Below are 21619 nucleotides of genomic sequence, written 5' to 3'. Positions count from 1 at the left end.
AATAAATTATAAAATAGAGATAATCTTCATCACCGCTTTGTATGCGGTGATGAAGACAAGTCCAATTAGAACCTGATGTGAGTCGAGGCGTTCAGGGTAGTGCGGGACCCGCGCCAATCATCAATATGGTACTTGGTGAACGGCAGGCCGGTTTTTTCGAAGAAACGTGGCCAGCCAATACGATCGATCCAGTCACCCATGCGCTCCCAAGGCTGAGCGTCAGCCTTGTACACAGCCAGAATATTCTTCACAACAGCTGCCACTTCAGGCCAACGGGGAAGATTATTAGGCAGACCAGAAGCCACCAATTTGTGGAATGTTGGCTTGGAGCGGGCATTCGAGTTCTTGCCACCCACCCAGATCGCGATCTTGGAATGCTCCGGATCGTTGATCTGCATCGGCGGGCACGGCGGGAAGCACGCGCCACAGCAAATGCACTTCTTCTCATCCACTTCCAGCGAAGGCTTGCCATTGACCAGCGCCGGGCGAATTGCTGCAACCGGGCAACGCGCAACAACGGTAGGACGCTCGCACACATTGGCAACCAGATCGTGATTGATCTTTGGCGGCTTGGTGTGTTGCATGATGATCGCGATGTCAGCCTGACCGCCGCAGTTGATTTCGCAGCAGGAGGTGGACAGTTTGACGCGGTTGGGCATTTCGCACTTGATGAATTCTTCGTGCAATTCGTCCATCAGCGCCTTCACCACGCCGGAAGCGTCGGTGCCGGGAATATCGCAATGCAGGAAGCCCTGGGTGTGCGAAATCATGGACACGGAGTTGGCGGTGCCGCCAACAGGGAAGCCATGGCTGTTCAATTCCTTGATCAGCGGATCAACCTTGCTTTCCGCAGTAACCATGAACTCCACATTGCTTCTGGCGGTGAAGCGCATGTGACCATCGGCATGCTTGTCAGCCAGGTCGCACAGCAAGCGGACGGTGTAGCCATCCAGTTGACGCGCGGTACCGAATTTGACGGTCCAGACTTCGGTGCCATTTTCAGCGCGGTGATACAGAACACCCGGCTTTGGATGGGAATGGAATACCCACTTGCCGTAGTTTTCCCTTAACGTAGGATGCATGAAGGGCATAGGATCCGGTACGCCGCACTCATCAGGTGCACGCAATTCAGCCATTATTTATTCTCCAAATATTAACTAGATTAACCAATTTCGACGCAGGATCAGGCCGCAGCCTTGCGCTCGTTCGCTTTCTCGACTTCTTCGTCCCAATCGTCCATGCGCACGTATGGGTTTGCACGTGGGTGATTAACCATGTTCGGATCAACATCAATATCCAGACCCTCGAGGAAATTCACCAGCCCTATACGCTCGATCATTTCGCCGGTACGCTCATGCTCCAGCGCATTCTCAGCGAAGAAGTCGATAATATTGCGGGACATTTCATTCAGTTTTTCGAAGTCTTCTTCGGATTCCAGCTTCATGAATGGAATGATTACAGTACCCATGGTGGCGCCGATCTTCAGCACGCTCTTGCCGCCGACCAGGATGGTTACGCCCTTGTCCTTGCCTGGCAGCAACGCGCCCGGCATGACGTTCAGGCAGTGCATGCAGCGCACGCAGTCGTGGTTTTCAATCTGCATTACGTGCTGATCGTCAACCGCTACAGTAGAAATACTGTCACCGGTAACTGCGTCAGCCTTGTTGCGCAAGGTAATGGCGCGAGTCGGGCACTTGCTGATCACGTCATTGACCAGCTTGTCCATGCCGTGACCCTTCATGTAGTCACGAGCCTGCTGCTCGTTGACCTGAATGTTGTCGCGCCAGGTGCCGATGGTGGCCATGTCGGAACGCTGAATGGAGTTCACGCAGTCGTTCGGGCAACCGGAGAACTTGAACTTGAACTTGTATGGCAATGCCGGGCGGTGCATATCGTCAATATTGGCATTGATGATGGTGCGCAACGCCTTGGCTTCGTCGTAGCAGGACATTTCGCAACGCGCTGCACCAACGCAGGACATGGAAGTACGCAGCGCAGGACCTGCACCACCCATGTCAAAACCCATCGCATTGATTTCTTCCCAGGCGGGCTGGACATTGGCAGTTGTGCAGCCTTGCATCATGATGTCGCCGGACTGGCCATGCAGACCGATCAGGCCGGAACCATACTTGTCCCAGATGTCAGCAAATTTGCGCAGGGTGGCGGTGTCATAGTGCATGCCGGCAGGAGGCTGAATACGCAAGGTGTGGAACTCGGCCGCATCAGGGAAAACCGGGTTCTCATGCTCGTCCTTGAGCTCGGTAAAACGCGGAATTACACCACCGCCATAACCGAACACACCAACCGTACCACCCTTCCAATAACCTTTTTTAGTCTTGTAGGATGTTTCCAGTTGACCCAGCAGGTCAACCATGATGTCTTTTTTCGCGGCTTCGCGCTTGAGGCCGGTTACAAAGCTGGGCCATGGACCACTCTCAAGCTTGTCCAGCATCGGCGTATCGTGCATTTTTTTAGCCATATATATTCTCCAAAAAAAAAGTAACGTCTAGCTATGCCGGTTTCTTGACCGGCACCAGCCATCTCGATTTAAGCTACAACTTTGCGTGTTTCTTTTAAGACTGCGTCGGCCCACTCGCGGCAAGTTCACCACTAAACGCGCCTGACTTCCAGCAGATAGTCGAATACTACAACCGTTACACTTTCAATTTCTATCATTCTTCGCGGCTACCCCATCGCGCAACAGGAGTACTCCACCGCCCCCTTAGGGGTATTATGATACTAGCCATATGGGGTATGCCCCTTGCAGTATCGGGCGCAGAACTTATATTTCGTTACAATCCTGAAAACTCTTAAGAGCCCAAAGCTAACACAATTATGGATGAATCAATAAGCCTGGAAAAATTTCTGTCGACCCCTTTCCGTCAAGAGATCGAGCTACAACAAGTCAACCATGAAGCAGGTTTCAGTACATTGCGCCTGCGAATTCGGGAAATCAAGCGTTTTACCATTTTCGAGATTGATAAGGAAACCGCACAACACTGGGGCAATGCCCTACTTGACTGGGCAAAAACACAGGAACAAGGAGCAACAAAATCGGCTGGCTAAGCTACAACGAGGATGCCTCCTCCGTCGACGAAACATTGGTCACCGACGTCCAGTTTGACATCCGGGGTACGCTGCTGCCCATCGACCACGGCTACGAATTATTCACAGAACTGGCGCGTCTGCTGCCCTGGTTTGCCGATGAACCGCTCGGGGGTGTTCATGCAATTCATGGCGCCGATACCGGGCATGGCGAACTGATACTCAACCGGCGCACCAAGCTTATGGTACGCGTGGCCTCCCAACGAGTACCCGATCTGATGCGGCTATCCGGACAAACCATCCATATTGGCGGGCGCGCAATCGAAATAGGCACAGGAAAAACACGCCCACTTTCGCGGCACACCCCGCTGTTTGCGCATTGCGTTGCGACCGGAAGTGAAGACGAACTGGACTTTTCCAATGATATTATGCGCCTGCTGGATGAGATGAAAATCGATTCCCGCTTCATTTGCGGCAAACGCCAGGCCATCAGGACGCAGGATGGAGTGGTGAGCGGCTTCAGCCTGATGCTGCATGGCCTGCCGATGGAGCATTCGTTCCTGGTACAACAACAGGGGCTGGGGAAATACCGTAAAATTGGCTGCGGCATTTTTATCCCTCACAAATCCATAAACGCGCTCACTTGAGCGTAATTGTTTTAATCAACGACCTTTAGACAAGGAGAAAACCATGGGTTACGTCGTAAATGGCACCGAACTGGAAGTGGATGAAGACGGCTTTCTACTGGAGCCTGACTATAGCGATGAAGTGGTAAAAGTAATCGCTGAAGCCGAAGGCCTCAAGCTGACTGATGAGCACTGGACGGTGGTCAACTACATGCGCACAAAGTACAAGGAAGACGGTCAAACCCCAAACTTCCGCAACATGTGCAAGGACTTTGATGCCGATCATCCTGGTACCGACTGGAAAAAGCACTTGTACGTCCTGTTCCCGATGCAGCCGAACCGTCAGTCCGCCAAAGTGGCTGGCCTGCCGAAGCCGTTTGGAAAAGGCGGTTACTAAAAAGCAGCAAATTTCCGGGTTCCGGTTTTCGGGTTAAACTACGGAATCCGGAATCAGGAACCCCTTCATGAAATTCACCACCCTCGTCAGTGCAGCACAACTGGCGCAACATCTGAATGATCCGGACTGGGTTGTTTTTGATTGCCGCTTTACCTTGAGCGACCCTGATTCAGGCCGCCGCACCTACCAGGCAGGCCACATTCCCGGCGCGCGCTATGCTCATCTCAACGACGATTTTTCATCTGAAGTAACCGCCACCAGCGGACGCCACCCATTGCCAGACACTCAGCTACTGGCACTGAAACTGGGCCAGTGGGGCGTGGACAGCAGCAAGCAGGTCGTCGTTTACGATGACAGCCTCGGCTCCATGGCAAGCCGCATGTGGTGGGTTTTGCGCTGGCTCGGGCATCAATCCGTTGCCCTGCTCGATGGCGGCGTACAGCGCTGGATTCGCGATGGGCATCTGATAACCGCAGATCCAGCCAGCATTGCTCCGGCGGAATTCACGGCACGCCCCGACAACAGCATGTGGGTTGACGCAAATTGCATCGAGGAGGCGCTGCGCAGCGACAAGTGCCTGATTATTGATGCCCGTGCAGAAGAACGTTTCAGCGGTGAGCGCGAGGTTCTGGACAAGGTGGCCGGGCACATTCCGGGCAGCATCAATCTCCCATTCGAGGACAATCTCGACATGGGCGGCACCTACTTGACGGCTGAAGAACTCAAGGAAACCTATCTCGATCTTCTGAACGGCGTCGAACCGCAACGCGTAGTACACATGTGCGGCTCCGGCGTCACTGCCTGTCACAACGTAATCGCCATGGAACATGCCGGTCTCAAGGGTTCGAGGCTTTATCCCGGCTCATGGAGCGAATGGATTACCGACCCCGGCAGGCCGGTCGAAACTGGAGAATAATCAAGCATGGCGATTCGAGTCAAAAGCAAATGGCACACCCAAGGCGCACCCAAGAGTCCGTTTCAGGTGGCGACTGTGATTGCATCACTGATTTTTCGGGTCGCAGAAGAAAAAGCCACCCACATGCAACAGGCTCATTTCGAGATCAGCTCCAAGGAGCAGGGTTTCGCGATGATTGCCGAGTATCTCGCCTTCCTCGTCCAGTACACCGACCGCTTCGTCTACCAGCGCGTGGAAGATGAATACCGCAGTGAGCTCATCAACGCCCTGGTCAAGCGCCTGGCAGAAATCCTGGAAGACAACCAGATTGCCCACATGGGCCCATCGCCGGACAATTATCAAAAACGCTTCATTAGCCTGCTGGTAGAGCGCCTGGCCGAATATGCCACCTTCGATTACGAAGATGGCGAACCCAACTATGCTTGCCGCCGTTTCCTCGGCAGCAAGATTCTCGAACAGATGCCCAAGCGCGATCATTCCTGGACCATCGATCAGGTCGTCGAAATCGAGGTGCCCAACGCCCTGACCCTGGTCAGAAAAGGCCTGGACGGCCTGTTCGCGGAAGACTCCGGCACCCTGTAAGCTCTCTGGCCGCGCTTGAAAGCACTCACCTTCTCCGTCTTGCGGCAGCTTTCCAGCAGCGAATTCAGCTCCGGAGAAGCGATCGCGCGCCGGCTCGGCGTTTCGCGCGGCTCGGTCTGGCAGGCGCTGCGGGATCTGGATCAGCATGGCATCCAGATCTTCAGTCTGCCGGGGCGCGGCTATCGTCTGGCCGAAGCAGTACAGTGGCTGAACCGCGAAGAAATCCACGCCGCACTGGGCGACAAATCCCGCCTCATCCAGCTCGAAGTCGTGGAAATTGCAGAATCCAGCAACAGTATTCTGATGCAGAAAGCCGCCCTGGGCGCGGCCCACGGCAGTTGTCTTGCGGTAGAACTGCAAACCCGGGGGCGCGGCCGTCGTGGGCGGACATGGCACACCAGCCTGGGTGGCAGCCTGACGTTTTCCCTGCTTTGGCGTTTCAGCCAGGGCGCAAGCCACCTTTCCGGACTCAGCCTTGCTGTAGGGGTTGCGCTGATGCGCGCACTGGAACAGGCCGGCATCTGCGACGCCCATCTCAAATGGCCGAACGACATATTGCATAGAGAGCAAAAACTGGCTGGCATCCTGATCGAACTGCAAGGCGACATGCTCGGCCCCAGCGCGGCTGTGATTGGCATCGGTCTCAATCTGAAACTGGCTGCGCCGGTCAGAGCGAATATTGATCAGGCGGCAACCGACATCGCCACGATCCAGCCTGACTTGCCAAACCGCAATCATCTGCTGGCGCTTATCCTGAACCACCTCAGCGGCGTGCTGCGGCAGTTCGAGGCTGAAGGGTTTGACAGGCTACGGGAGGAATGGAGCCGCCATCACTGCTACCACGACAAGGCGGTACGCATGCTGCTGCCCGATGGCAGCGAATATCACGGCATGGTGACGGGCGTGGCGGAAGACGGCGCGCTTCTGGTGCGAGGCAAGGATGAAGAGAGACGCTTCACCGCCGGAGAAATCAGCATGCGGAGCAACGCATGAGCATCCTCGCCATTGATGCCGGCAACACTCGTATCAAATGGGCCTGTTACGCCCACGGCGCGTGGCAGGAGCAAGGCTGGACGCCGACAGAGCAGCCACAACTGAAAGTCCAGTGGGCAAACTTGAAAACGCCGGCCAGGATCATCGCCTCAAATGTCGCGGGCACTGCAACCGAACATGCCATCACCGGCGCCAGCCAGCATTGGGGCGCCCCCCCCCTGTATATCCGGCCCCAGCCATCGCAGTGCAATGTAAGCAACGGCTACAACGAAGCAGAACGTCTCGGCAGCGACCGCTGGGCGGCACTGATCGCGGCGCATCACTTGCACCCTGGCCGGGATTTGCTGGTGGTCCAGGCCGGCACAGCGGTGACGATTGATACCCTTTCAGCTCAGGGCCATTTCCGTGGCGGCATGATCGTGCCCGGTCTCAGGCTGATGCTGGATGCCCTGGCGCGCAACACTGCCAGACTAGCAAGGGAGGATGGAGAAATTCTCCCCTTCCCCTGCAACACTGCGGACGCGATGATGAGTGGCGCGGCAAACGCTATTGCCGGCGCGGTTGAACGGGGGTTCAGGCAGCTTGCAACTCGCCCCCTGTGTTTGATCAGCGGCGGGGATGCGGATATCCTGCTGCCTTTACTGGCCATTCCCATCCAGAAAACCGATCAACTGGTGCTGGAAGGTTTGCTCCGGATTGCCCTTGAAACCTGAAAGAAGATAAGAGATGAACACATTGATTTGCGGCTCGCTGGCCTACGACAGCATTATGGTATTTCCAGACCAGTTCAAGAACCACATTCTGCCGGAGCAGATCCACATCCTGAACGTCGCCTTCCTGGTGCCGGAAATGCGGCGCGAGTTCGGCGGCTGCGCCGGCAACATCGCCTACAACCTCAAATTGCTGGGCGGCAAGCCGCTCATCATGGCCACCGTGGGCGACGACTTCGAACCCTATGCGCAGCGGCTGGATGGACTCGGGCTGGCACAAACCCACGTGCGCCGGGCCAGCGGCTCATACACCGCCCAGGCTTTCATCACCACCGACCTGGACGACAACCAGATCACGGCCTTCCACCCCGGCGCCATGAGCTTCTCCCATCTCAACCATGTGCACGATGCCAGCAACGTCGCACTGGGCATCGTCGCCCCGGATGGCCGTGACGGCATGTTGCAGCATGCGCGCGAGTTTCAGGAAAAAGGTGTGCCTTTCGTCTTCGATCCGGGCCAGGGCTTGCCCATGTTCAACGGCGAGGAACTGATGAATTTCGTCGCGCTGGCGGACTACGTTGCCCTCAACGACTATGAGGCCAAGCTGCTGCAGGAACGCACCGGCAAGAACCTCGATCAATTGGCGCAAAACGTACGCGCCCTGATCGTGACCCTGGGCGCCAAAGGCTCGATGATCTACAGCGACGGAAAAGTGCTGGAAATCCCCTGCGTACAGGCCGAACAGGTGATCGACCCGACCGGCTGCGGCGACGCCTACCGCGCGGGCCTGCTCTATGGCATCGTCAACGGCATGGACTGGGAAACCACCGGACGCCTGGCAGCGCTCATGGGCGCGCTCAAGATTGCCAGCCGTGGCGGACAGAACCACGTTCACTCACGGGATGAAATCGCCAGCCGCTACCGCGAGCAGTTCGGCACCCATCTGGAGTGAGCAGACCCACTTCCCGCCTGGTGCGTGCATGGCGTGTGGCCCGGCTCGGGCTGCACGTTCTGCGCGGGGTGCTGACCGCCGCCATCGTGCTGCCGTGGAGCACGCCCCGTCTGCGCCTGGCGCTCGCGCGGGAATGGTCAAGTAGCCTTTTGGGCTTGCTGGGAATTCGCCTTGCAATCCATGGCACACCACCGAACGAAGCCAGCCGCAAAGTAATGCTGATTGCCAACCACGTTTCCTGGCTCGACATTTACCTCATCAATGCGGTGCGGCCAGTGCGCTTCGTTTCCAAAGCCGAAGTGCGCAACTGGCCAGTTTTGGGGTGGTTCGCAGCGAAAACCGGCACCCTGTTTCTGGAGCGGGGAAAACGGCGAGATACCGCGCGCATCAACCATGCCATCACCATGGCGCTGAGCCAGGGCGACTGCGTGTCATTCTTCCCCGAGGGCACCACCACGGATGGCACCCACCTCAGGCCTTTCCTCGCATCCCTGCTACAGCCGGCAATCGACGCGGGCGCGGAACTGCGCCCGGTAGCGCTCCGCTATCTCAACAGCGATGGCAGCATCAACTCCCGGGCTGCCTACTGTGGCGATATGTCGATGATGGACTCCATGCGCAACATCCTGGCCCAGCGTGAAATCCGGGCCGAACTGCGGTTCCTCGAACCTATTGCCTGTGCCCACAAAACCCGCAAGGAACTGGCGCGACAAGCGGAAGCCGCTATTTCCAGCGCTTTGAGCCTGGCAAGCCCGCACAGGACACCTGGAAAGCCTGGCGGTCTTCCAGCCGCAGGGCAGTAAGCTCACCGCTCCACAAACAGCCGCTATCAAGGGCCGCCAGATTAGGCCGCAGCATCAGCCCCAGCGCCGACCAGTGACCGAAAATCACGGTCACATCCTGACTGGCACGCCCGGGCACGTCAAACCACGGCAGCAATTCCGCAGGCTGGCTGCCGAGCGGCCCCTTGTGCGAAAAGTCGATCAATCCGTCCGAAGTGCAAAAACGCAAACGGCTCATTGCATTGGTAATCAGGCGCAGGCGCTTCATGCCACGCAAGTCATCGCGCCAGCGGCGCGGCTCGTTGCCATACATGTGCTCAAGAAAATCCCGGTAGTTTTCTCCACGCAACACCGTTTCGACTTCACCCGCCAGCGCCAGCGCCTGTTCGGGCGTCCATTGCGGCAAAAGACCGGCGTGCACCAGGAAATTGTCGCCCTCACGGTAAGCCAGCGGCTGCTGGCGCAGCCAGTGCAGCAGTTCATCCCGGTCGGGCGCCTGCAACACATCCTGGATAGTATCGCTGCGGTGTAGCGGCACGAAACCTTCCGCCACGGCCAGCGTATGCAAATCGTGATTACCCAGCACCGTGACCAGCGCATCACCCAACCCCATTGCCCAACGCAGGATGGAAGCTGATCCGGTACCGCGATTGATCAGGTCGCCGACCAGCCAGATGCGGTCTTTTTTTGCATCGAATTCGATGTGTTCAAGCAGCTTTTCAAGCGCGGCGTGGCACCCCTGCAGGTCGCCGATGGCATAAGTGGGCATAAGGCCTGTTTTTTGTTAAGGTATGGCTGTCATTCTAAACCGGTCATGGGCAAAAAGAATGTTGCCATCGCACCATGACCGGCTTTCCCTCACCCCTACCCTCTCCCGACGGGGAGAGGGGGACGAAGATGCCGTAGGCGGCTTTATGAATTGCGGAGGACGTAATGGAAATTGCATGGTGGCACTGGATCGCTGGCGGCTTGTTGCTGATTTTGCTGGAACTGGCCATCCCTTCGTTCTTCATCGTCTGGTTCGGGCTGGGTGCCCTGCTGGTGGGCACACTCATGCTGCTGATGCCACTTTCACTGGCGGCCCAGTTCACCGTGTGGGCCATAGCATCCGGCGCCATGGTGTTTCTGTGGATGCGCTACTTCAAAAATCCGGACCGGACCAAATCCGGCATCGCCAAGGAAGCTTTTCTGGGCGAGACCGGCATGATCATCAAGGAAGTCACGGAACTGAACAAAGGCCAGATCCGCTTCCAGAAACCCATTCTTGGCTCGGACACCTGGCCGGTTATCGCCGATGAAAGCATTCCCTCCGGGGAGCGCGCACGCATCATCGATGTCATGGGACAAACTCTCAAAGTAGCAAAAAAATAGGAGCACAGGCTATGGAACTCACCTTTTTGGCATTTGTATTTTTTATCTTTGTCGCCGTCACCGTGGCCAAGGGCGTGCGCATCGTGCCGCAGGGCGAGGAATGGGTGGTGGAGCGCCTCGGCAAATATCACACCACCATGCTACCCGGCCTGCACATCATCATTCCCTACATCGACCGGGTTGCCTATAAGGTACCCACCAAGGACCTGATCCTTGACATTCCCCAGCAGGAGGTCATCACCAAGGACAATGCGGTGCTGGTCGTCAACGCCATCGCCTTCGTCAAGGTGACGGATACGCAGAATGCGGTGTACGGCGTCACCAGTTTCGAGATGGCAATCGTCAACATCATCCAGACCACCCTGCGCTCCATCGTCGGTGAAATGGAGCTGGATCAGGCATTGTCATCGCGAGAGCAGATCAAGGTGCGCCTCAAGGAATCCATTTCAGACGACGTGGCGGACTGGGGGCTGACGCTGAAATCGGTGGAAATCCAGGACATCAAGCCCTCGCACTCAATGCAGGACTCCATGGAGCGTCAGGCTGCGGCAGAGCGGGAAAGAAAGGCCACCGTCACCAAGGCCGAAGGCGACAAGCAGGCCGCCATCCTGGAAGCCGAGGCCCGCCTGGAGTCCGCCAGGCGCGATGCCCAGGCGCAGATCGTGCTGGCGCAGGGCGCGGCGGAAGCCATCAAGCGGGTGACCGAATCGATCCCGGACCGGGAATTTCCCGCCTATTACCTGCTCGGTGAAAAATACATCCAGGCCATGCGTGAACTGGCTTCGTCCCCCAACAGCAAAACCGTGGTGCTGCCGGCTGACATCATGCAGACCGTACAGAGCATGCTAGGCAAAAAATAGCTTAAGCTGATGACTTAAAAGCCCTTAATCTGTACAGTTATGCTGTTTGGGCAACATTCGAGTTTCGGCAAAATCCGGGGGCAAACACCCGGGGCCATCAAATGCCGGAACATGGATATCGGGCGGGATTGATTATCTAGAGCAGAGAGGGGGAATCATGTTTGGCAACAGCAAATTGCAACGTGAGTTAAGTGAACTCAGAACAACATTCCAGACACTGGTATCGTCCAGCCAAAGCGAGATCCAGCAATTACAGGAAGAAAAAAGCACGCTTGAAGCGTCGTTAAGGACGCTGAGCGAAGCAGCACAATTCAAGGATGGCCTGTTCCAGAACCTTCTGGTATTCAGCCAAAGTCTCGCCGAATCCCAGAAATCCATGGCGCACCTTTCCGTCTCCATGAAGCAGGAAGCCGAATCCTCCGACCATGCAGCCCTGGCGACCAGCACCAACCTGTCAGCAGTCCAGAAAATATCGTCAAATGTTGACGACATGGCGGAAAAAACCCAGGAAGTCGCCAGCACGGTTGATGTCCTGAGCGCGAGCGCCAGCCAAATTGGTGGCATCGTCAAGCTGATCAAGGAGATTGCCGACCAGACCAATTTGCTGGCGCTGAATGCGGCAATCGAGGCAGCACGTGCCGGAGAACAGGGCCGCGGCTTCGCGGTGGTAGCGGATGAGGTGCGCAAGCTGGCGGAGCGCACCACCAATGCAACCGCCGAAATATCCTCGCTGGTCAATGCGATCCAGCAAGAAACCGCCAACGCCCAGGCCAAGATCGAGATAACGCCCGAAAATATCACCAGATACGCTCAGGACACGCAGGACGCTCGCGCCAGCATGCAGAGCCTGCTGGACATTTCCAGCCAGTCGCGCTCCACCATCCGCAGCAGCGCATTACGCACCTTCGTCGAAGTTGCCAAGATCGACCACTTGATCTACAAGATGGAAATTTACAAGGTGCTCATGGGCTTGTCCCAGAAAGCCGTGGATGATTTTTCCAGCCATACCGCCTGCCGGCTCGGCAAGTGGTACTACGAAGGCGATGGCAAAGGATGTTTTTCGAAACTGCCGTCATACAGGGACGTCGAATCTCCCCACAAGGACGTCCATGCCTATGGCAAGGCCGCCGTGGCAAATTTCCTGAGCGGAAATCTTGAAGAAGCCCTGGCCCATGCCGCACAAATGGAACAGGCCAGTTCCCATGTATTGCAGCACCTGGAAAGCATGGCCCAGCAGGGGGAGGATCAAACCTGCCTGATCTGAAGCAGGTTCAACGCACGACGAACATGACGCGGCAGGCCCGGAAGGGTAGAATAAGCGTTTGATTAAACTGCAGATTAAGAATGTCTATTAACTGGTTTCCCGGCCATATGGTATCGGCGCGCAAAAAAGCTGCCGAAACCATGGAGTCTACCGATCTAATCATCGAGGTACTGGATGCCCGCCTGCCCGAGGCGAGCTGTAATCCGATGATCAAGGAACTGCGCCTCCACCGCCAGCGCCCCTGTCTGAAAATCCTTAACAAGGCCGATCTGGCCGACCCCGCCGCCACCCAGGCCTGGATCAATTTCTACAACCAGCAAAAAGGCGTCAAGGCTGTCGCGCTGTCCTGCAAGAAACCATCTGACGTGACCAAAGTGCCCGGCCTGTGCCAGGCGCTTGCACCGCATCGCGACTCCAGGATCAAACCCTTGCGCATAATGATCATGGGTATTCCCAACGTCGGCAAATCCACACTGATGAATGCGCTGCTGAAGCGCCGGGTGGCGGCAGTAGGGGATGAGCCGGCGGTCACCAAAAGCCAGCAGTGCTTCGACTTGAACGACCGGATGACGATCACCGACACACCAGGGCTGATGTGGCCGAGGATCGAGCACGACAGCGACGGCTACATGCTGGCCGCCAGCCACGCCATCGGCCGCAACGCCGTGATCGACGAGGAAGTTGCCGAATTTCTCGCCAACATCCTGCTCGCACGTTACCCCACCCTGCTCACCGCCCGCTATGGTTGCGCCGTGGATGACATGGATGGCATAAGCGTAATTGAAGCCGTTGCCAAGCGGCGCGGCTACCGCCTCAAGGGAGGATATCCGGACCTGGAAAAAGCCTCGCTCGCCCTGCTCACCGACTACCGGACCGGCGCGCTGGGGCATATCAGCCTGGAAACACCGGAAACCCGCGGCGCCATGCTCAGCGAACACCAGTCAGCGAAAGAAGCCATGCAGGAATCCAGCAAGAAATCATCTTCCAGCCGCCCTGAAGACAGCGAAGTGGAATGAACAAAGTGAATGCTGGCGGCGGGCTGGTCTACTCCACCGGGCACGGCAGAATGTGTCCCGCGTGCCGGAAGCCCGCTGCCGAGTGCGTTTGCAGCCAGAACAAGCCAACGCCGGTGTCTGATGGCATCGTGCGGGTTTCCAGGGAGACCAAGGGCCGCAAAGGGAAAGGCGTTACCCTGATCAAGGGACTCGCGCTGGATGCCGCCGCGCTCGCGCAGCTTGGCAAGCAGCTCAAAACAGCATGCGGTTCCGGCGGCACGGTAAAGGACGGGGTGATCGAAATCCAGGGAGACCATCGCGAACGGGTGATCGAAATCCTCAAGCAGCAGGGCTGGAGCGTCAAGCGGACTGGCGGATAAACACGGATATTTCCCTGCCAGGCGGGGAAACGGCGAGGATTGGGTACTGATGATACAATGCCGCCTGGCATTTTCCTGCCGACACTTCAATTATCTACAGGAGTTTTCATGAAGATTCTATCCCTCGCCTTCGCCGGACTCGTTGGCGTCCTGAGCCTGACCTCATTCAGCGCCACCGCCGCAGAAGCCAGCCTGAAGACCGTTGCGGCCCTGCACCAGAACAAGGCTACCCTCGCCGGCCAGACGATCAAGGCCCAGGGCAAGGTGGTCAAGGTCAACAACAACATCATGGGGCGCAACTTTGTTCATCTGCAGGACGGAACGGGCGACGCCAATAGCAACGACCTGCTCATCACCAGCAAGCAAACCGCCAACGTCGGCGACCAGGTCACCATTTCTGGCGTGGTGACATTAAACAGGGATTTTGGCAGCGGTTACGCCTACCCCCTGCTGATTGAAGAAGCCAGCATTACCCCTAAGAAATAAAGTCCGCCCGGCGGTTGATCCCGCCCGGCGAAAAACCGTTTCAAGCAACCTCCGGGGGTACGTGTTAGCGGGTTCATGATCCGGCAACCCGCTGGCACGGCACCGGGGATCCGTTGTTTATCCAGACGACCGGCTCAAACGCTTATGCATCATTCTCGTAGCTTGATGGCGTGACGCCCGCACGGGACAGGTATTCTCGCAGCTGCTTGATCATTGTTTTATCGCAAACACTGCTTTGGTGGGGGTGATGCAGAAACTCATCGGAGCCGTTGAGTGTCACATGGAAGCGCGCACCATGCGCAGGAGTGATACTGGCGCCCAGATGGTGCAACAGGGATTCGATTTCGCGCCAGTGGATATTGGCGCTGATCGGGTCATGGAAAATGGCGCGCAACAGACTGCTATGCTTGTGGCTCATGGCGTAACTCCTTAAATGTGCAACCCTGTTCGGCTTATTATCCTCCGTGACGGCCAGGTAAAGCAAAGTCGAGTGGCATTTTCGCCCTGCAATAAACCAAGGCCTTTCCGTGCAAAACAGGGAAGCAGGCCAATTCGAGACTCGCGCTGACCCCGATGCCCCGATTCGATCACTCCCACGCCAGAACACCACACCAGCCCAGCCAGACCGATTTGCGTTCGATCGGCCGCCTGTTCCCCTATTTATGGGAGTTTCGCGGCCGGGTCTTGCTTGCGCTAGCCTTGCTGATCGGCGCTAAGCTGGCTTCGGTAATGGTGCCGCTGGTGCTGAAGGAGATCATCGATGCGCTGGACAAATCACGCGCCGATCTGGTCTTGCCGCTGACGCTGATCATTACCTATGGCTTGTTGCGCTTTGCCAGCACCACCTTTGCCGATCTGCGCGATGTGGTTTTCGGCAAGGTGACCCAGCGCGCCATGCGACGGGTGAGCATGGCGGTGTTCCAGCATTTGCATGCCCTGTCACTGCGCTTTCACCTGGAGCGCCAGACCGGCGGCATCACCCGTGACATCGAGCGCGGCACCAAGGCGATCTCCAGCCTGGTGGGATTTTTGTTGTTCCGTATCACGCCTACCGTGCTGGAAATCCTGATGGTGGCAGCCATCCTGTTCGTCAAGCTGGACTGGGTATTCGGGCTGATTACGCTGGTGACACTGGCGGCATATATCGGCTTTACCGTGACCATCACCGACTGGCGCACGCAGTTCGTGCGCCGCGCCAATACGCTGGATTCCGATGCCTACGGCCGCGCCATCGACAGCCTGCTGAATTATGAGACGGTAAAATACTTCGGTAATGAGCGCTACGAGGCCGCGCGCTACGACACCAGCCTGGCGGAATGGGAGCGAGTGGCCCTGCAATCCCAGCGTTCGCTCGGCCTGCTGAATGCGGCACAGGCCGGCACCATCGCCATCGGCGTCACGCTCATGGTGTTGCGCGCAGCGAACGGCGTGGTGGAAGGCACGCTCACGCTGGGCGACCTGGTCATGGTCAATGCTTTTCTGCTGCAGATGTTCCAGCCCTTGAGCTTTCTCGGCGTGATGTACCGCCAGATCAAGCAGTCCATGACCGACGTGGAACGCATGTTTACCCTGCTGCAACGCCCCAGGGAAATTGAAGACGCACCGGATGCGCGCCCGCTGGCCGCACATGGCGGCGAAGTAAAATTTGAACACGTCAGCTTCGCCTACAACGCCGACCGCCCGATTTTGCATGATGTCAGCTTCACCATCCCGGCGGGGAAAACCGTGGCCGCGGTGGGTGCCAGCGGTGCGGGAAAATCCACCCTGGCGCGCCTGCTGTTCCGCTTTTACGACACCAACAAGGGCGCCATCCGGATCGACGGCCAGGATATCCGCCGCATCACTCAAGACAGTCTGCGCGCAGCCATTGGCGTGGTACCGCAAGACACTGTGCTGTTTAATGACAGCATTTACTACAACATCGCCTACGGCCGGCCCGATGCCACACGCGATGAAGTCATCGCCGCCGCCCGCGCCGCGCATATCCTGAACTTTATCGAATCCCTGCCGCAAGGCTGGGACAGCGTGGTTGGCGAACGCGGCCTGAAACTCTCCGGCGGCGAAAAACAGCGCGTCGCCATCGCCCGCACCCTGCTGAAGAATCCGGCGATCCTGGTTCTGGACGAGGCCACCTCCGCGCTCGACACCCAAACCGAAAAAGCCATCCAGGCCGAGCTGCTGGAAATCGCCAGGAGCCGCACCAGCCTGATCATCGCGCACCGTCTTTCCACCGTGGTCGAAGCCGACGAGATCCTGGTCATGGATGGCGGACGCATTGTCGAGCGCGGGCGGCATCCGGAGCTACTGGCCAGGGAAGGCGTTTACGCGCGCATGTGGGCGCTGCAACAACAGGCGGAAGAAGAGGCCCCTTAAAGCGTCGTCAACCGGGCGAGCCAGTCGCCGAACAGGGTGGTGAGCACGGTAACGGCTGGCAGCACATAGAAAAAACCCCGCATCAGGTTGCGCAGTGTGCGATTGGCGGTTTTCAGCTCCATGAAATGATCGACCACCATCCTGCCCTTGAAAGCCATGGTCAGGGCAATAATGATGGTGACGGCCAGGCCTGGTTCGGCGGACTCCCCGATCCAGGCACCGCCCAGCGTCAGCGCCACCAGCAGGAGCCAGAGGCGGTCAAGCAGCTTTTCGTGTGACATCCGTCTGCCCTCCTTAGTGCAGTACGTACAGGAGCGGAAAAATCACCAGCCAGGCCAGGTCGGTGGCATGCCAGTAAGAGGCAAATGCTTCCAGGCCGTCATGGTCTGCAGGCGTATAGGCGCCGCTTCTGGCGCGCATCATCACCCACATCAGCCCCATCACCCCCCACAAGACATGCACCATGTGCGTAAAGGTGAGGTAGTAATAGACGGTGAAAAACAGGTTCTTGCCGCCCGTGATGCCCTGGCTGACATTCCACTGGAACTCCAGGGCCTTGATGAGCATGTAGCCGGATGCAGCCAGCAAAACCAGGAACAGCCAGCGCAAACAGGCCTGCCGCCGGTTCTGGCGGATCGCATGCACAGCCTTGGCAACGAAATAGCTGCCGGAGATCATCATCACGGTATTGAGCGTTCCGGCCAAGGTGCTCAGGTGGGCAGGCCCGGCCCGGAAAACCTCCGGATAATGCGCCCTGGCAATAAAGTACACGCCGAACAGCAGCGCGAATTCGGTCATTTCGCTCAGAATGCCGGCCCAGATTCCCTTGTTGCCCGGGATGCGGCCTGCAACGGGCTCTGGCGATGGAGCAACTGTGCTTGCTGTCACTTTAATTGGCCTCGTGGGAAATGAGCTGAAAACCCTGTCTGTTCACTGTAGCAGGGTTTTAACGGACATGTCGAACCACTGCCCAAGGTGACAAACAGCGGTTCGACAGGCCCGTTACCCTCTCTCCTAGCTCTCTCCCACAAGGAGAGAGGGACGATGTATCGCTTCGCGAGTTCCGTTAACAGCGCCGGAATGGCGGCAAAATCCTGGCGGGCAGGCGTGATAAAATGCCCACCCATTCCGGAACAATCTGCCGCATGCTTTCCAAACTCAATGCCCCGCAACGCGAGGCGGTCAAATATCTCGATGGCCCCCTGCTGGTGCTGGCCGGCGCCGGCAGCGGCAAGACCCGCGTCATCACGCACAAGATCGTTTACCTGATCGAAACCTGCGGCTTCAGCGCCAGCAACATTGCCGCCATCACCTTCACCAACAAGGCGGCAAGAGAGATGCAGGAGCGCGTGGGGAAACTGCTGCAGGGCAAGTCGGCGCGGGGGCTGACCGTGACCACCTTTCACTCGCTCGGCCTGCACATCCTGCGCCAGGAAGCAAAACACCTGGGCTACAAACCACGCTTCTCGGTGCTCGATTCCTCTGACAGCGCGGGCATTCTCAACGACATTCTCAAAACCACGGACAAGAAGGAAATCCGCCGCGCCCAGTCCGTCATTTCCAACTGGAAAAACGCCCAGCTGCCCCCCTCCCTGGCCGCACAGCAGGCGGAAAACGAGATCGAGCGCCAGCTCGCCGTCATCTACCAGTCCTACCAGGACACCCTGCAAGCCTATCAGGCGATGGACTTCGACGATCTGATCCGCCTGCCGGTCGAGCTGTTCGAAAAGCATCCGGACGTGCTGGAGAAGTGGCGCGACAAGCTGCGCTACCTGCTCATCGACGAATATCAGGATACCAATACCTGCCAGTATCAGCTGGTGAAGCAACTCGCCGGCAGCCGCGGCGCATTCACCGCGGTGGGCGACGACGACCAGGCCATCTACGCCTGGCGCGGCGCCAACGTGGAAAATCTGAAATTACTGCAGGACGACTATCCCAAGCTGCAGGTGATCAAGCTGGAGCAGAACTACCGCTCCACCGTGCGCATCCTGCGCGCCGCCAACACCCTCATCGCCAACAATCCCAAGCTGTTCGAAAAGAAGCTGTGGAGCGATCTGGGCCACGGCGATCCGATCCAGATCATGTCCGCCAAGGATGAAGAGCAGGAAGCCGAAAACGTGGTCATGCGCCTGCAGACCCACAAATTCCAGCACCGCACGCGCTTTGCCGACTATGCCATCCTCTACCGCGGCAACCACCAGGCGCGCATTTTCGAGCAGCAGTTGCGCAATGAAAAAATCCCCTACCTGCTGTCCGGCGGGCAGTCATTCTTCGACCGCAGCGAGATCAAGGACATCATTGCCTACCTGCGCCTGCTGGCCAACAGCGACGACGATCCGGCTTTCATCCGCGCCGTGACCACGCCGAAGCGCGGCATCGGCACCAGCACCCTGGAAAAGCTCGGCAGCTATGCGGCCGGGCGCCATGTCAGCCTGTTCGCCGCCGCCTTCGAAGCGGGCATGGAGCACCAGCTCGGCGCCAAGCAATACCACCCGCTGATGGAATTCTGCAATTTCATCAACAACCTCTCCCTGCGCGCCGAGCGCGAGAGCTGCTCCACCATCATGGCCGACCTGCTCAACGCCGTCGGCTACGAATCCCACCTCTTCGACCAGGAAGAAGCCCGCGCAGCGCAGAACAAGTGGAACAACGTGCAGGAATTCGTTGGCTGGATCAGCAAGAAGGGCGAGGAAGACGGCAAGACCGTGATCGAGCTGACTCAGACCATCGCCCTGATCAACATCCTCGACAGCCGCGAGGATCAGGACGTGGATGCGGTGCGCCTCTCCACCCTGCATGCCGCGAAAGGCCTGGAATATCCCCATGTCTTTCTGGTCGGGGTGGAGGAAGGCATCCTGCCCCACCGCGAAAGCATCGACAACGGCCAGATCGAGGAAGAGCGGCGCCTGATGTATGTCGGCATCACTCGTGCCCAGAAGGGCCTGACCCTGTCCCACTGCCACAAGCGCAAACGTGCCGGCGAATGGCAGGGCTGCGAACCGAGCCGCTTCATCGACGAACTCCACCAGGACGACCTGCGCGGCCATGGCCGCGGCCAGACCGACCCGCAGGCACAGAAGGATGAAGGCTCCGCCCGGCTCGCCGAGCTCCGGGCGATGCTGGCGAAGGGCGGGAAATAAAAAGGCGCAGCGTTTTCACGCTGCGCCTTTTATAAAGCGCGTTAAAGCTTACGGGGCCGTAAAATTGGCGCCGCCGGAATTTGCCATGTACGCCACGGCACGAGCCAGTTCCGCATCCGATAAATTAGCCGCGCCACCACGGGCCGGCATGGCACGGATGCCTTCAATGGAGTGCTTGACCAGCGTATCGTAACCCTGGCCTATACGCTTCGCCCAGTCGCCCTTGTTGCCCTGCTTGGGGGCGCCCAGCGCGCCGGAAGTATGACAGGCTGTACACACGGCGTTGAACACTTCCTCAGCGCTCTTTTCCACCTTGGGGGCGCTGGCATCCACCACATGAATTTCGCCCACAGGTTTGATGCGTTCGACAACCGTTTTGGCCTGAGCATCGTCAGCATCCTGATTCACGTGGGAAGCCTGAATGCCGAGCACCAGTTGAACAATCAGGAAAATCGCAATCAGCGGGGCAACCAGGCCGCCCACAGTTGCGGCAACAACTTGCATCGGGGTGGTTTTTGTCATCTCTTCGTGATGCTCGCTCATGGCTCAATCCTTAACTTGAAATTCAAAAGTAGCGAATTATAATGACAAAACGCATAGTTTGCATCACCGGCACAGCCCAAATAAATTACATCTGTTTGCGCCATGCCAATATCGGTTTAAAATACACACCCTTTTTATTTTCAAATCCAGGCGGCAGACCAGCAATCCCTAAAAAGATCATCATGGGATTTCTCAAAAAAACGCTCTAATATATTGATGATTAAACGCTAAGCCAATACAATACCATTGGAATTATTATCGCTCACCTTGGGCAAAAAACCATGATCAAGCAACGTACATTGAAAAACATCATCCGGGCAACCGGGATTGGCCTGCACACCGGCGAAAAGGTCTACCTGACCCTGCGCCCTGCCGCCCCGAATACCGGTATCGTGTTTCGTCGCGTCGATCTGCCCGAGCCAGTTGAAATCCAGGCCAGGCCAGACAGCGTGGGCGACACACGCCTCTCGTCCACACTGGAACATAATGGCGCGAAAGTCTCCACGGTTGAACATCTGATGGCCGCCCTGGCCGGACTCGGTATCGACAACATCTACGTTGACCTTTCTGCCGCCGAAGTGCCGATCATGGACGGATCCGCCTCACCCTTCGTTTTCCTGCTGCAATCAGCGGGTATCGAAGAGCAGAACGCAGCCAAGAAATATATTCGCATCAAGAAAACAATCGAAGTTCACGAAGGTGACAAGTGGGTACGCTTTGAACCCTACAATGGCTTCAAGGTGAATTTCACCATCGCCTTCGATCATCCGGTGTTCGAAACATCCGTTCAATCCATTACCCTGGATCTGGCACAGGCGTCCTTCATCAAGGAAATTTCCCGCGCCCGCACCTTCGGCTTCATGCAGGACGTGGAAACACTGCGCACTCACGGTCTGGCGCTTGGCGGCAGCATGGACAACGCCATTGTGATGGACGAGTACCGCGTACTCAACAGCGACGGGCTGCGCTACGAAGATGAATTCGTCAAGCACAAGGTGCTCGATGCCGTTGGCGATCTCTACATTCTGGGCCACCCGCTGATCGGCGCTTTTACCGCCTACAAGTCCGGGCACGCGCTCAACAATCGCCTGCTGCGTACGTTGCTGGCCGACGCCGAAGCATGGGAATTTGTCTCTTTCGACCAGGCCGGGCAGGTGCCCGGTGCCTTGCCAAATTTTAGCAACCAGATCGCTTGATCGTC

Annotated in this window: 25 protein-coding genes; 18 read left to right on the top strand and 7 right to left on the bottom strand. The window is 57.6% G+C overall.

Going from position 1 to position 21619, the window contains the following annotated elements:
* Positions 1–65: 65 nt before the first annotated feature.
* The gene (gene dsrB / locus WC392_05885; protein MFA5241894.1) at positions 66–1136 is read right to left on the bottom strand and encodes a dissimilatory-type sulfite reductase subunit beta; all 1071 of its coding nucleotides are present in this window, start codon (positions 1134–1136) and stop codon (positions 66–68) included.
* Positions 1137–1183: 47 nt separating this feature from the next.
* Complete coding sequence (gene dsrA / locus WC392_05880; protein MFA5241893.1) at positions 1184–2479, bottom strand: dissimilatory-type sulfite reductase subunit alpha; 1296 nt, start codon at positions 2477–2479, stop codon at positions 1184–1186.
* Positions 2480–2835: 356 nt separating this feature from the next.
* On the opposite strand from dsrA, the gene WC392_05875 reads away from it, so the two are divergent.
* The 9 genes from WC392_05875 to WC392_05835 all read left to right on the top strand — a co-directional run bounded on the left by WC392_05875 (position 2836) and on the right by WC392_05835 (position 9024).
* On the top strand, positions 2836–3066 hold the full coding sequence (locus WC392_05875; GenBank protein MFA5241892.1) for a hypothetical protein: 231 nt from the start codon (positions 2836–2838) through the stop codon (positions 3064–3066).
* A 35-nt stretch (positions 3067–3101) separates the two neighbouring features.
* Complete coding sequence (gene cas6, locus WC392_05870) at positions 3102–3692, top strand: type I-MYXAN CRISPR-associated protein Cas6/Cmx6 (GenBank protein ID MFA5241891.1); 591 nt, start codon at positions 3102–3104, stop codon at positions 3690–3692.
* 43 nt (positions 3693–3735) lie between these two features.
* Entirely contained in the window at positions 3736–4068 is a 333-nt protein-coding gene (locus WC392_05865) for a TusE/DsrC/DsvC family sulfur relay protein (GenBank protein MFA5241890.1), read from the top strand.
* 67 nt (positions 4069–4135) lie between these two features.
* Positions 4136–4984, top strand: a complete 849-nt coding sequence (locus tag WC392_05860) for a sulfurtransferase (protein ID MFA5241889.1) — start codon at positions 4136–4138, stop codon at positions 4982–4984.
* Positions 4985–4990: 6 nt separating this feature from the next.
* Positions 4991–5566 carry a hypothetical protein gene (locus WC392_05855; protein ID MFA5241888.1) on the top strand — a complete coding sequence of 192 codons (576 nt, stop codon included), beginning with the start codon at positions 4991–4993 and terminating at the stop codon, positions 5564–5566.
* A 15-nt stretch (positions 5567–5581) separates the two neighbouring features.
* Positions 5582–6559 carry a biotin--[acetyl-CoA-carboxylase] ligase gene (locus WC392_05850; protein MFA5241887.1) on the top strand — a complete coding sequence of 326 codons (978 nt, stop codon included), beginning with the start codon at positions 5582–5584 and terminating at the stop codon, positions 6557–6559.
* Positions 6556–7272 (top strand): type III pantothenate kinase, encoded by a 717-nt coding sequence (locus tag WC392_05845; protein ID MFA5241886.1) that lies wholly within the window; start codon positions 6556–6558, stop codon positions 7270–7272. Before WC392_05850 ends, WC392_05845 begins: the two co-directional genes overlap by 4 nt.
* Before the next feature lie 13 nt (positions 7273–7285).
* Positions 7286–8221 carry a carbohydrate kinase family protein gene (locus WC392_05840; protein MFA5241885.1) on the top strand — a complete coding sequence of 312 codons (936 nt, stop codon included), beginning with the start codon at positions 7286–7288 and terminating at the stop codon, positions 8219–8221.
* Positions 8218–9024: a lysophospholipid acyltransferase family protein gene (locus WC392_05835; protein ID MFA5241884.1), complete on the top strand. Its 807-nt coding sequence runs from the start codon at positions 8218–8220 to the stop codon at positions 9022–9024. The genes WC392_05840 and WC392_05835 overlap by 4 nt, the downstream gene beginning before the upstream one ends.
* On the opposite strand, the gene WC392_05830 is transcribed toward WC392_05835, so the two are convergent.
* Entirely contained in the window at positions 8945–9772 is an 828-nt protein-coding gene (locus tag WC392_05830) for a symmetrical bis(5'-nucleosyl)-tetraphosphatase (GenBank protein MFA5241883.1), read from the bottom strand. The two genes, WC392_05835 and WC392_05830, sit on opposite strands and share 80 nt — an antisense overlap.
* Positions 9773–9936: 164 nt before the next feature.
* Here WC392_05830 and WC392_05825 point away from each other — a divergent pair, with 164 nt between their 5' ends.
* The 6 genes from WC392_05825 (at position 9937) to WC392_05800 (ending at position 14359) form a co-directional block, all read left to right on the top strand.
* Positions 9937–10374, top strand: a complete 438-nt coding sequence (locus tag WC392_05825; protein MFA5241882.1) for an NfeD family protein — start codon at positions 9937–9939, stop codon at positions 10372–10374.
* Positions 10375–10385: 11 nt separating this feature from the next.
* Positions 10386–11234, top strand: a complete 849-nt coding sequence (locus tag WC392_05820; GenBank protein MFA5241881.1) for an SPFH domain-containing protein — start codon at positions 10386–10388, stop codon at positions 11232–11234.
* A gap of 157 nt (positions 11235–11391) precedes the next feature.
* The gene (locus WC392_05815; GenBank protein ID MFA5241880.1) at positions 11392–12498 is read left to right on the top strand and encodes a methyl-accepting chemotaxis protein; all 1107 of its coding nucleotides are present in this window, start codon (positions 11392–11394) and stop codon (positions 12496–12498) included.
* 80 nt (positions 12499–12578) lie between these two features.
* On the top strand, positions 12579–13514 hold the full coding sequence (ylqF, locus tag WC392_05810; GenBank protein MFA5241879.1) for a ribosome biogenesis GTPase YlqF: 936 nt from the start codon (positions 12579–12581) through the stop codon (positions 13512–13514).
* The gene (locus WC392_05805) at positions 13511–13873 is read left to right on the top strand and encodes a translation initiation factor Sui1 (GenBank protein MFA5241878.1); all 363 of its coding nucleotides are present in this window, start codon (positions 13511–13513) and stop codon (positions 13871–13873) included. The genes ylqF and WC392_05805 overlap by 4 nt, the downstream gene beginning before the upstream one ends.
* A gap of 108 nt (positions 13874–13981) precedes the next feature.
* On the top strand, positions 13982–14359 hold the full coding sequence (locus tag WC392_05800; GenBank protein MFA5241877.1) for a hypothetical protein: 378 nt from the start codon (positions 13982–13984) through the stop codon (positions 14357–14359).
* A gap of 142 nt (positions 14360–14501) precedes the next feature.
* Here WC392_05800 and WC392_05795 read toward each other — a convergent pair whose 3' ends face one another.
* On the bottom strand, positions 14502–14777 hold the full coding sequence (locus WC392_05795; GenBank protein ID MFA5241876.1) for a type II toxin-antitoxin system HicA family toxin: 276 nt from the start codon (positions 14775–14777) through the stop codon (positions 14502–14504).
* 155 nt (positions 14778–14932) lie between these two features.
* Between WC392_05795 and WC392_05790 the strand changes: the two genes are divergently transcribed.
* Positions 14933–16732: an ABC transporter ATP-binding protein/permease gene (locus tag WC392_05790; protein ID MFA5241875.1), complete on the top strand. Its 1800-nt coding sequence runs from the start codon at positions 14933–14935 to the stop codon at positions 16730–16732.
* Here the strand turns inward: WC392_05790 and WC392_05785 are convergent.
* Positions 16729–17013, bottom strand: a complete 285-nt coding sequence (locus tag WC392_05785; protein MFA5241874.1) for a cytochrome C oxidase subunit IV family protein — start codon at positions 17011–17013, stop codon at positions 16729–16731. The two genes, WC392_05790 and WC392_05785, sit on opposite strands and share 4 nt — an antisense overlap.
* Positions 17014–17026: 13 nt before the next feature.
* Complete coding sequence (locus WC392_05780; protein ID MFA5241873.1) at positions 17027–17620, bottom strand: cytochrome c oxidase subunit 3 family protein; 594 nt, start codon at positions 17618–17620, stop codon at positions 17027–17029.
* A gap of 257 nt (positions 17621–17877) precedes the next feature.
* Between WC392_05780 and WC392_05775 the strand changes: the two genes are divergently transcribed.
* Complete coding sequence (locus WC392_05775; GenBank protein MFA5241872.1) at positions 17878–19875, top strand: UvrD-helicase domain-containing protein; 1998 nt, start codon at positions 17878–17880, stop codon at positions 19873–19875.
* Between the two features lie 48 nt (positions 19876–19923).
* Here the strand turns inward: WC392_05775 and WC392_05770 are convergent, their stop codons facing one another.
* Complete coding sequence (locus WC392_05770) at positions 19924–20418, bottom strand: c-type cytochrome (protein ID MFA5241871.1); 495 nt, start codon at positions 20416–20418, stop codon at positions 19924–19926.
* Between the two features lie 281 nt (positions 20419–20699).
* Between WC392_05770 and lpxC the strand changes: the two genes are divergently transcribed.
* Positions 20700–21614: a UDP-3-O-acyl-N-acetylglucosamine deacetylase gene (lpxC, locus tag WC392_05765; GenBank protein ID MFA5241870.1), complete on the top strand. Its 915-nt coding sequence runs from the start codon at positions 20700–20702 to the stop codon at positions 21612–21614.
* Positions 21615–21619 lie beyond the last annotated feature (5 nt).

This window comes from Sulfuricella sp., from assembly GCA_041651995.1.
Lineage (GTDB): Bacteria > Pseudomonadota > Gammaproteobacteria > Burkholderiales > Sulfuricellaceae > Sulfurimicrobium.
Note: the sequence above shows the minus strand (reverse complement) of the source record. Positions and strands in the feature narration are given on the sequence as shown.

Excerpts from the sequence above, each read along its gene's own strand:
- dsrB (MFA5241894.1), bottom strand. The coding sequence starts at position 1,136 with ATGGCTGAATTGCGTGCACCTGATGAGTGCGGCGTACCGGATCCTATG.
- dsrA (MFA5241893.1), bottom strand. The coding sequence starts at position 2,479 with ATGGCTAAAAAAATGCACGATACGCCGATGCTGGACAAGCTTGAGAGT.
- WC392_05875 (MFA5241892.1), top strand. The coding sequence starts at position 2,836 with ATGGATGAATCAATAAGCCTGGAAAAATTTCTGTCGACCCCTTTCCGT.
- WC392_05865 (MFA5241890.1), top strand. The coding sequence starts at position 3,736 with ATGGGTTACGTCGTAAATGGCACCGAACTGGAAGTGGATGAAGACGGC.
- WC392_05860 (MFA5241889.1), top strand. The coding sequence starts at position 4,136 with ATGAAATTCACCACCCTCGTCAGTGCAGCACAACTGGCGCAACATCTG.
- WC392_05855 (MFA5241888.1), top strand. The coding sequence starts at position 4,991 with ATGGCGATTCGAGTCAAAAGCAAATGGCACACCCAAGGCGCACCCAAG.
- WC392_05845 (MFA5241886.1), top strand. The coding sequence starts at position 6,556 with ATGAGCATCCTCGCCATTGATGCCGGCAACACTCGTATCAAATGGGCC.
- WC392_05840 (MFA5241885.1), top strand. The coding sequence starts at position 7,286 with ATGAACACATTGATTTGCGGCTCGCTGGCCTACGACAGCATTATGGTA.
- WC392_05830 (MFA5241883.1), bottom strand. The coding sequence starts at position 9,772 with ATGCCCACTTATGCCATCGGCGACCTGCAGGGGTGCCACGCCGCGCTT.
- WC392_05825 (MFA5241882.1), top strand. The coding sequence starts at position 9,937 with ATGGAAATTGCATGGTGGCACTGGATCGCTGGCGGCTTGTTGCTGATT.
- WC392_05820 (MFA5241881.1), top strand. The coding sequence starts at position 10,386 with ATGGAACTCACCTTTTTGGCATTTGTATTTTTTATCTTTGTCGCCGTC.
- WC392_05815 (MFA5241880.1), top strand. The coding sequence starts at position 11,392 with ATGTTTGGCAACAGCAAATTGCAACGTGAGTTAAGTGAACTCAGAACA.
- ylqF (MFA5241879.1), top strand. The coding sequence starts at position 12,579 with ATGTCTATTAACTGGTTTCCCGGCCATATGGTATCGGCGCGCAAAAAA.
- WC392_05805 (MFA5241878.1), top strand. The coding sequence starts at position 13,511 with ATGAACAAAGTGAATGCTGGCGGCGGGCTGGTCTACTCCACCGGGCAC.
- WC392_05800 (MFA5241877.1), top strand. The coding sequence starts at position 13,982 with ATGAAGATTCTATCCCTCGCCTTCGCCGGACTCGTTGGCGTCCTGAGC.
- WC392_05795 (MFA5241876.1), bottom strand. The coding sequence starts at position 14,777 with ATGAGCCACAAGCATAGCAGTCTGTTGCGCGCCATTTTCCATGACCCG.
- WC392_05790 (MFA5241875.1), top strand. The coding sequence starts at position 14,933 with ATGCCCCGATTCGATCACTCCCACGCCAGAACACCACACCAGCCCAGC.
- WC392_05785 (MFA5241874.1), bottom strand. The coding sequence starts at position 17,013 with ATGTCACACGAAAAGCTGCTTGACCGCCTCTGGCTCCTGCTGGTGGCG.
- WC392_05775 (MFA5241872.1), top strand. The coding sequence starts at position 17,878 with ATGCTTTCCAAACTCAATGCCCCGCAACGCGAGGCGGTCAAATATCTC.
- WC392_05770 (MFA5241871.1), bottom strand. The coding sequence starts at position 20,418 with ATGAGCGAGCATCACGAAGAGATGACAAAAACCACCCCGATGCAAGTT.
- lpxC (MFA5241870.1), top strand. The coding sequence starts at position 20,700 with ATGATCAAGCAACGTACATTGAAAAACATCATCCGGGCAACCGGGATT.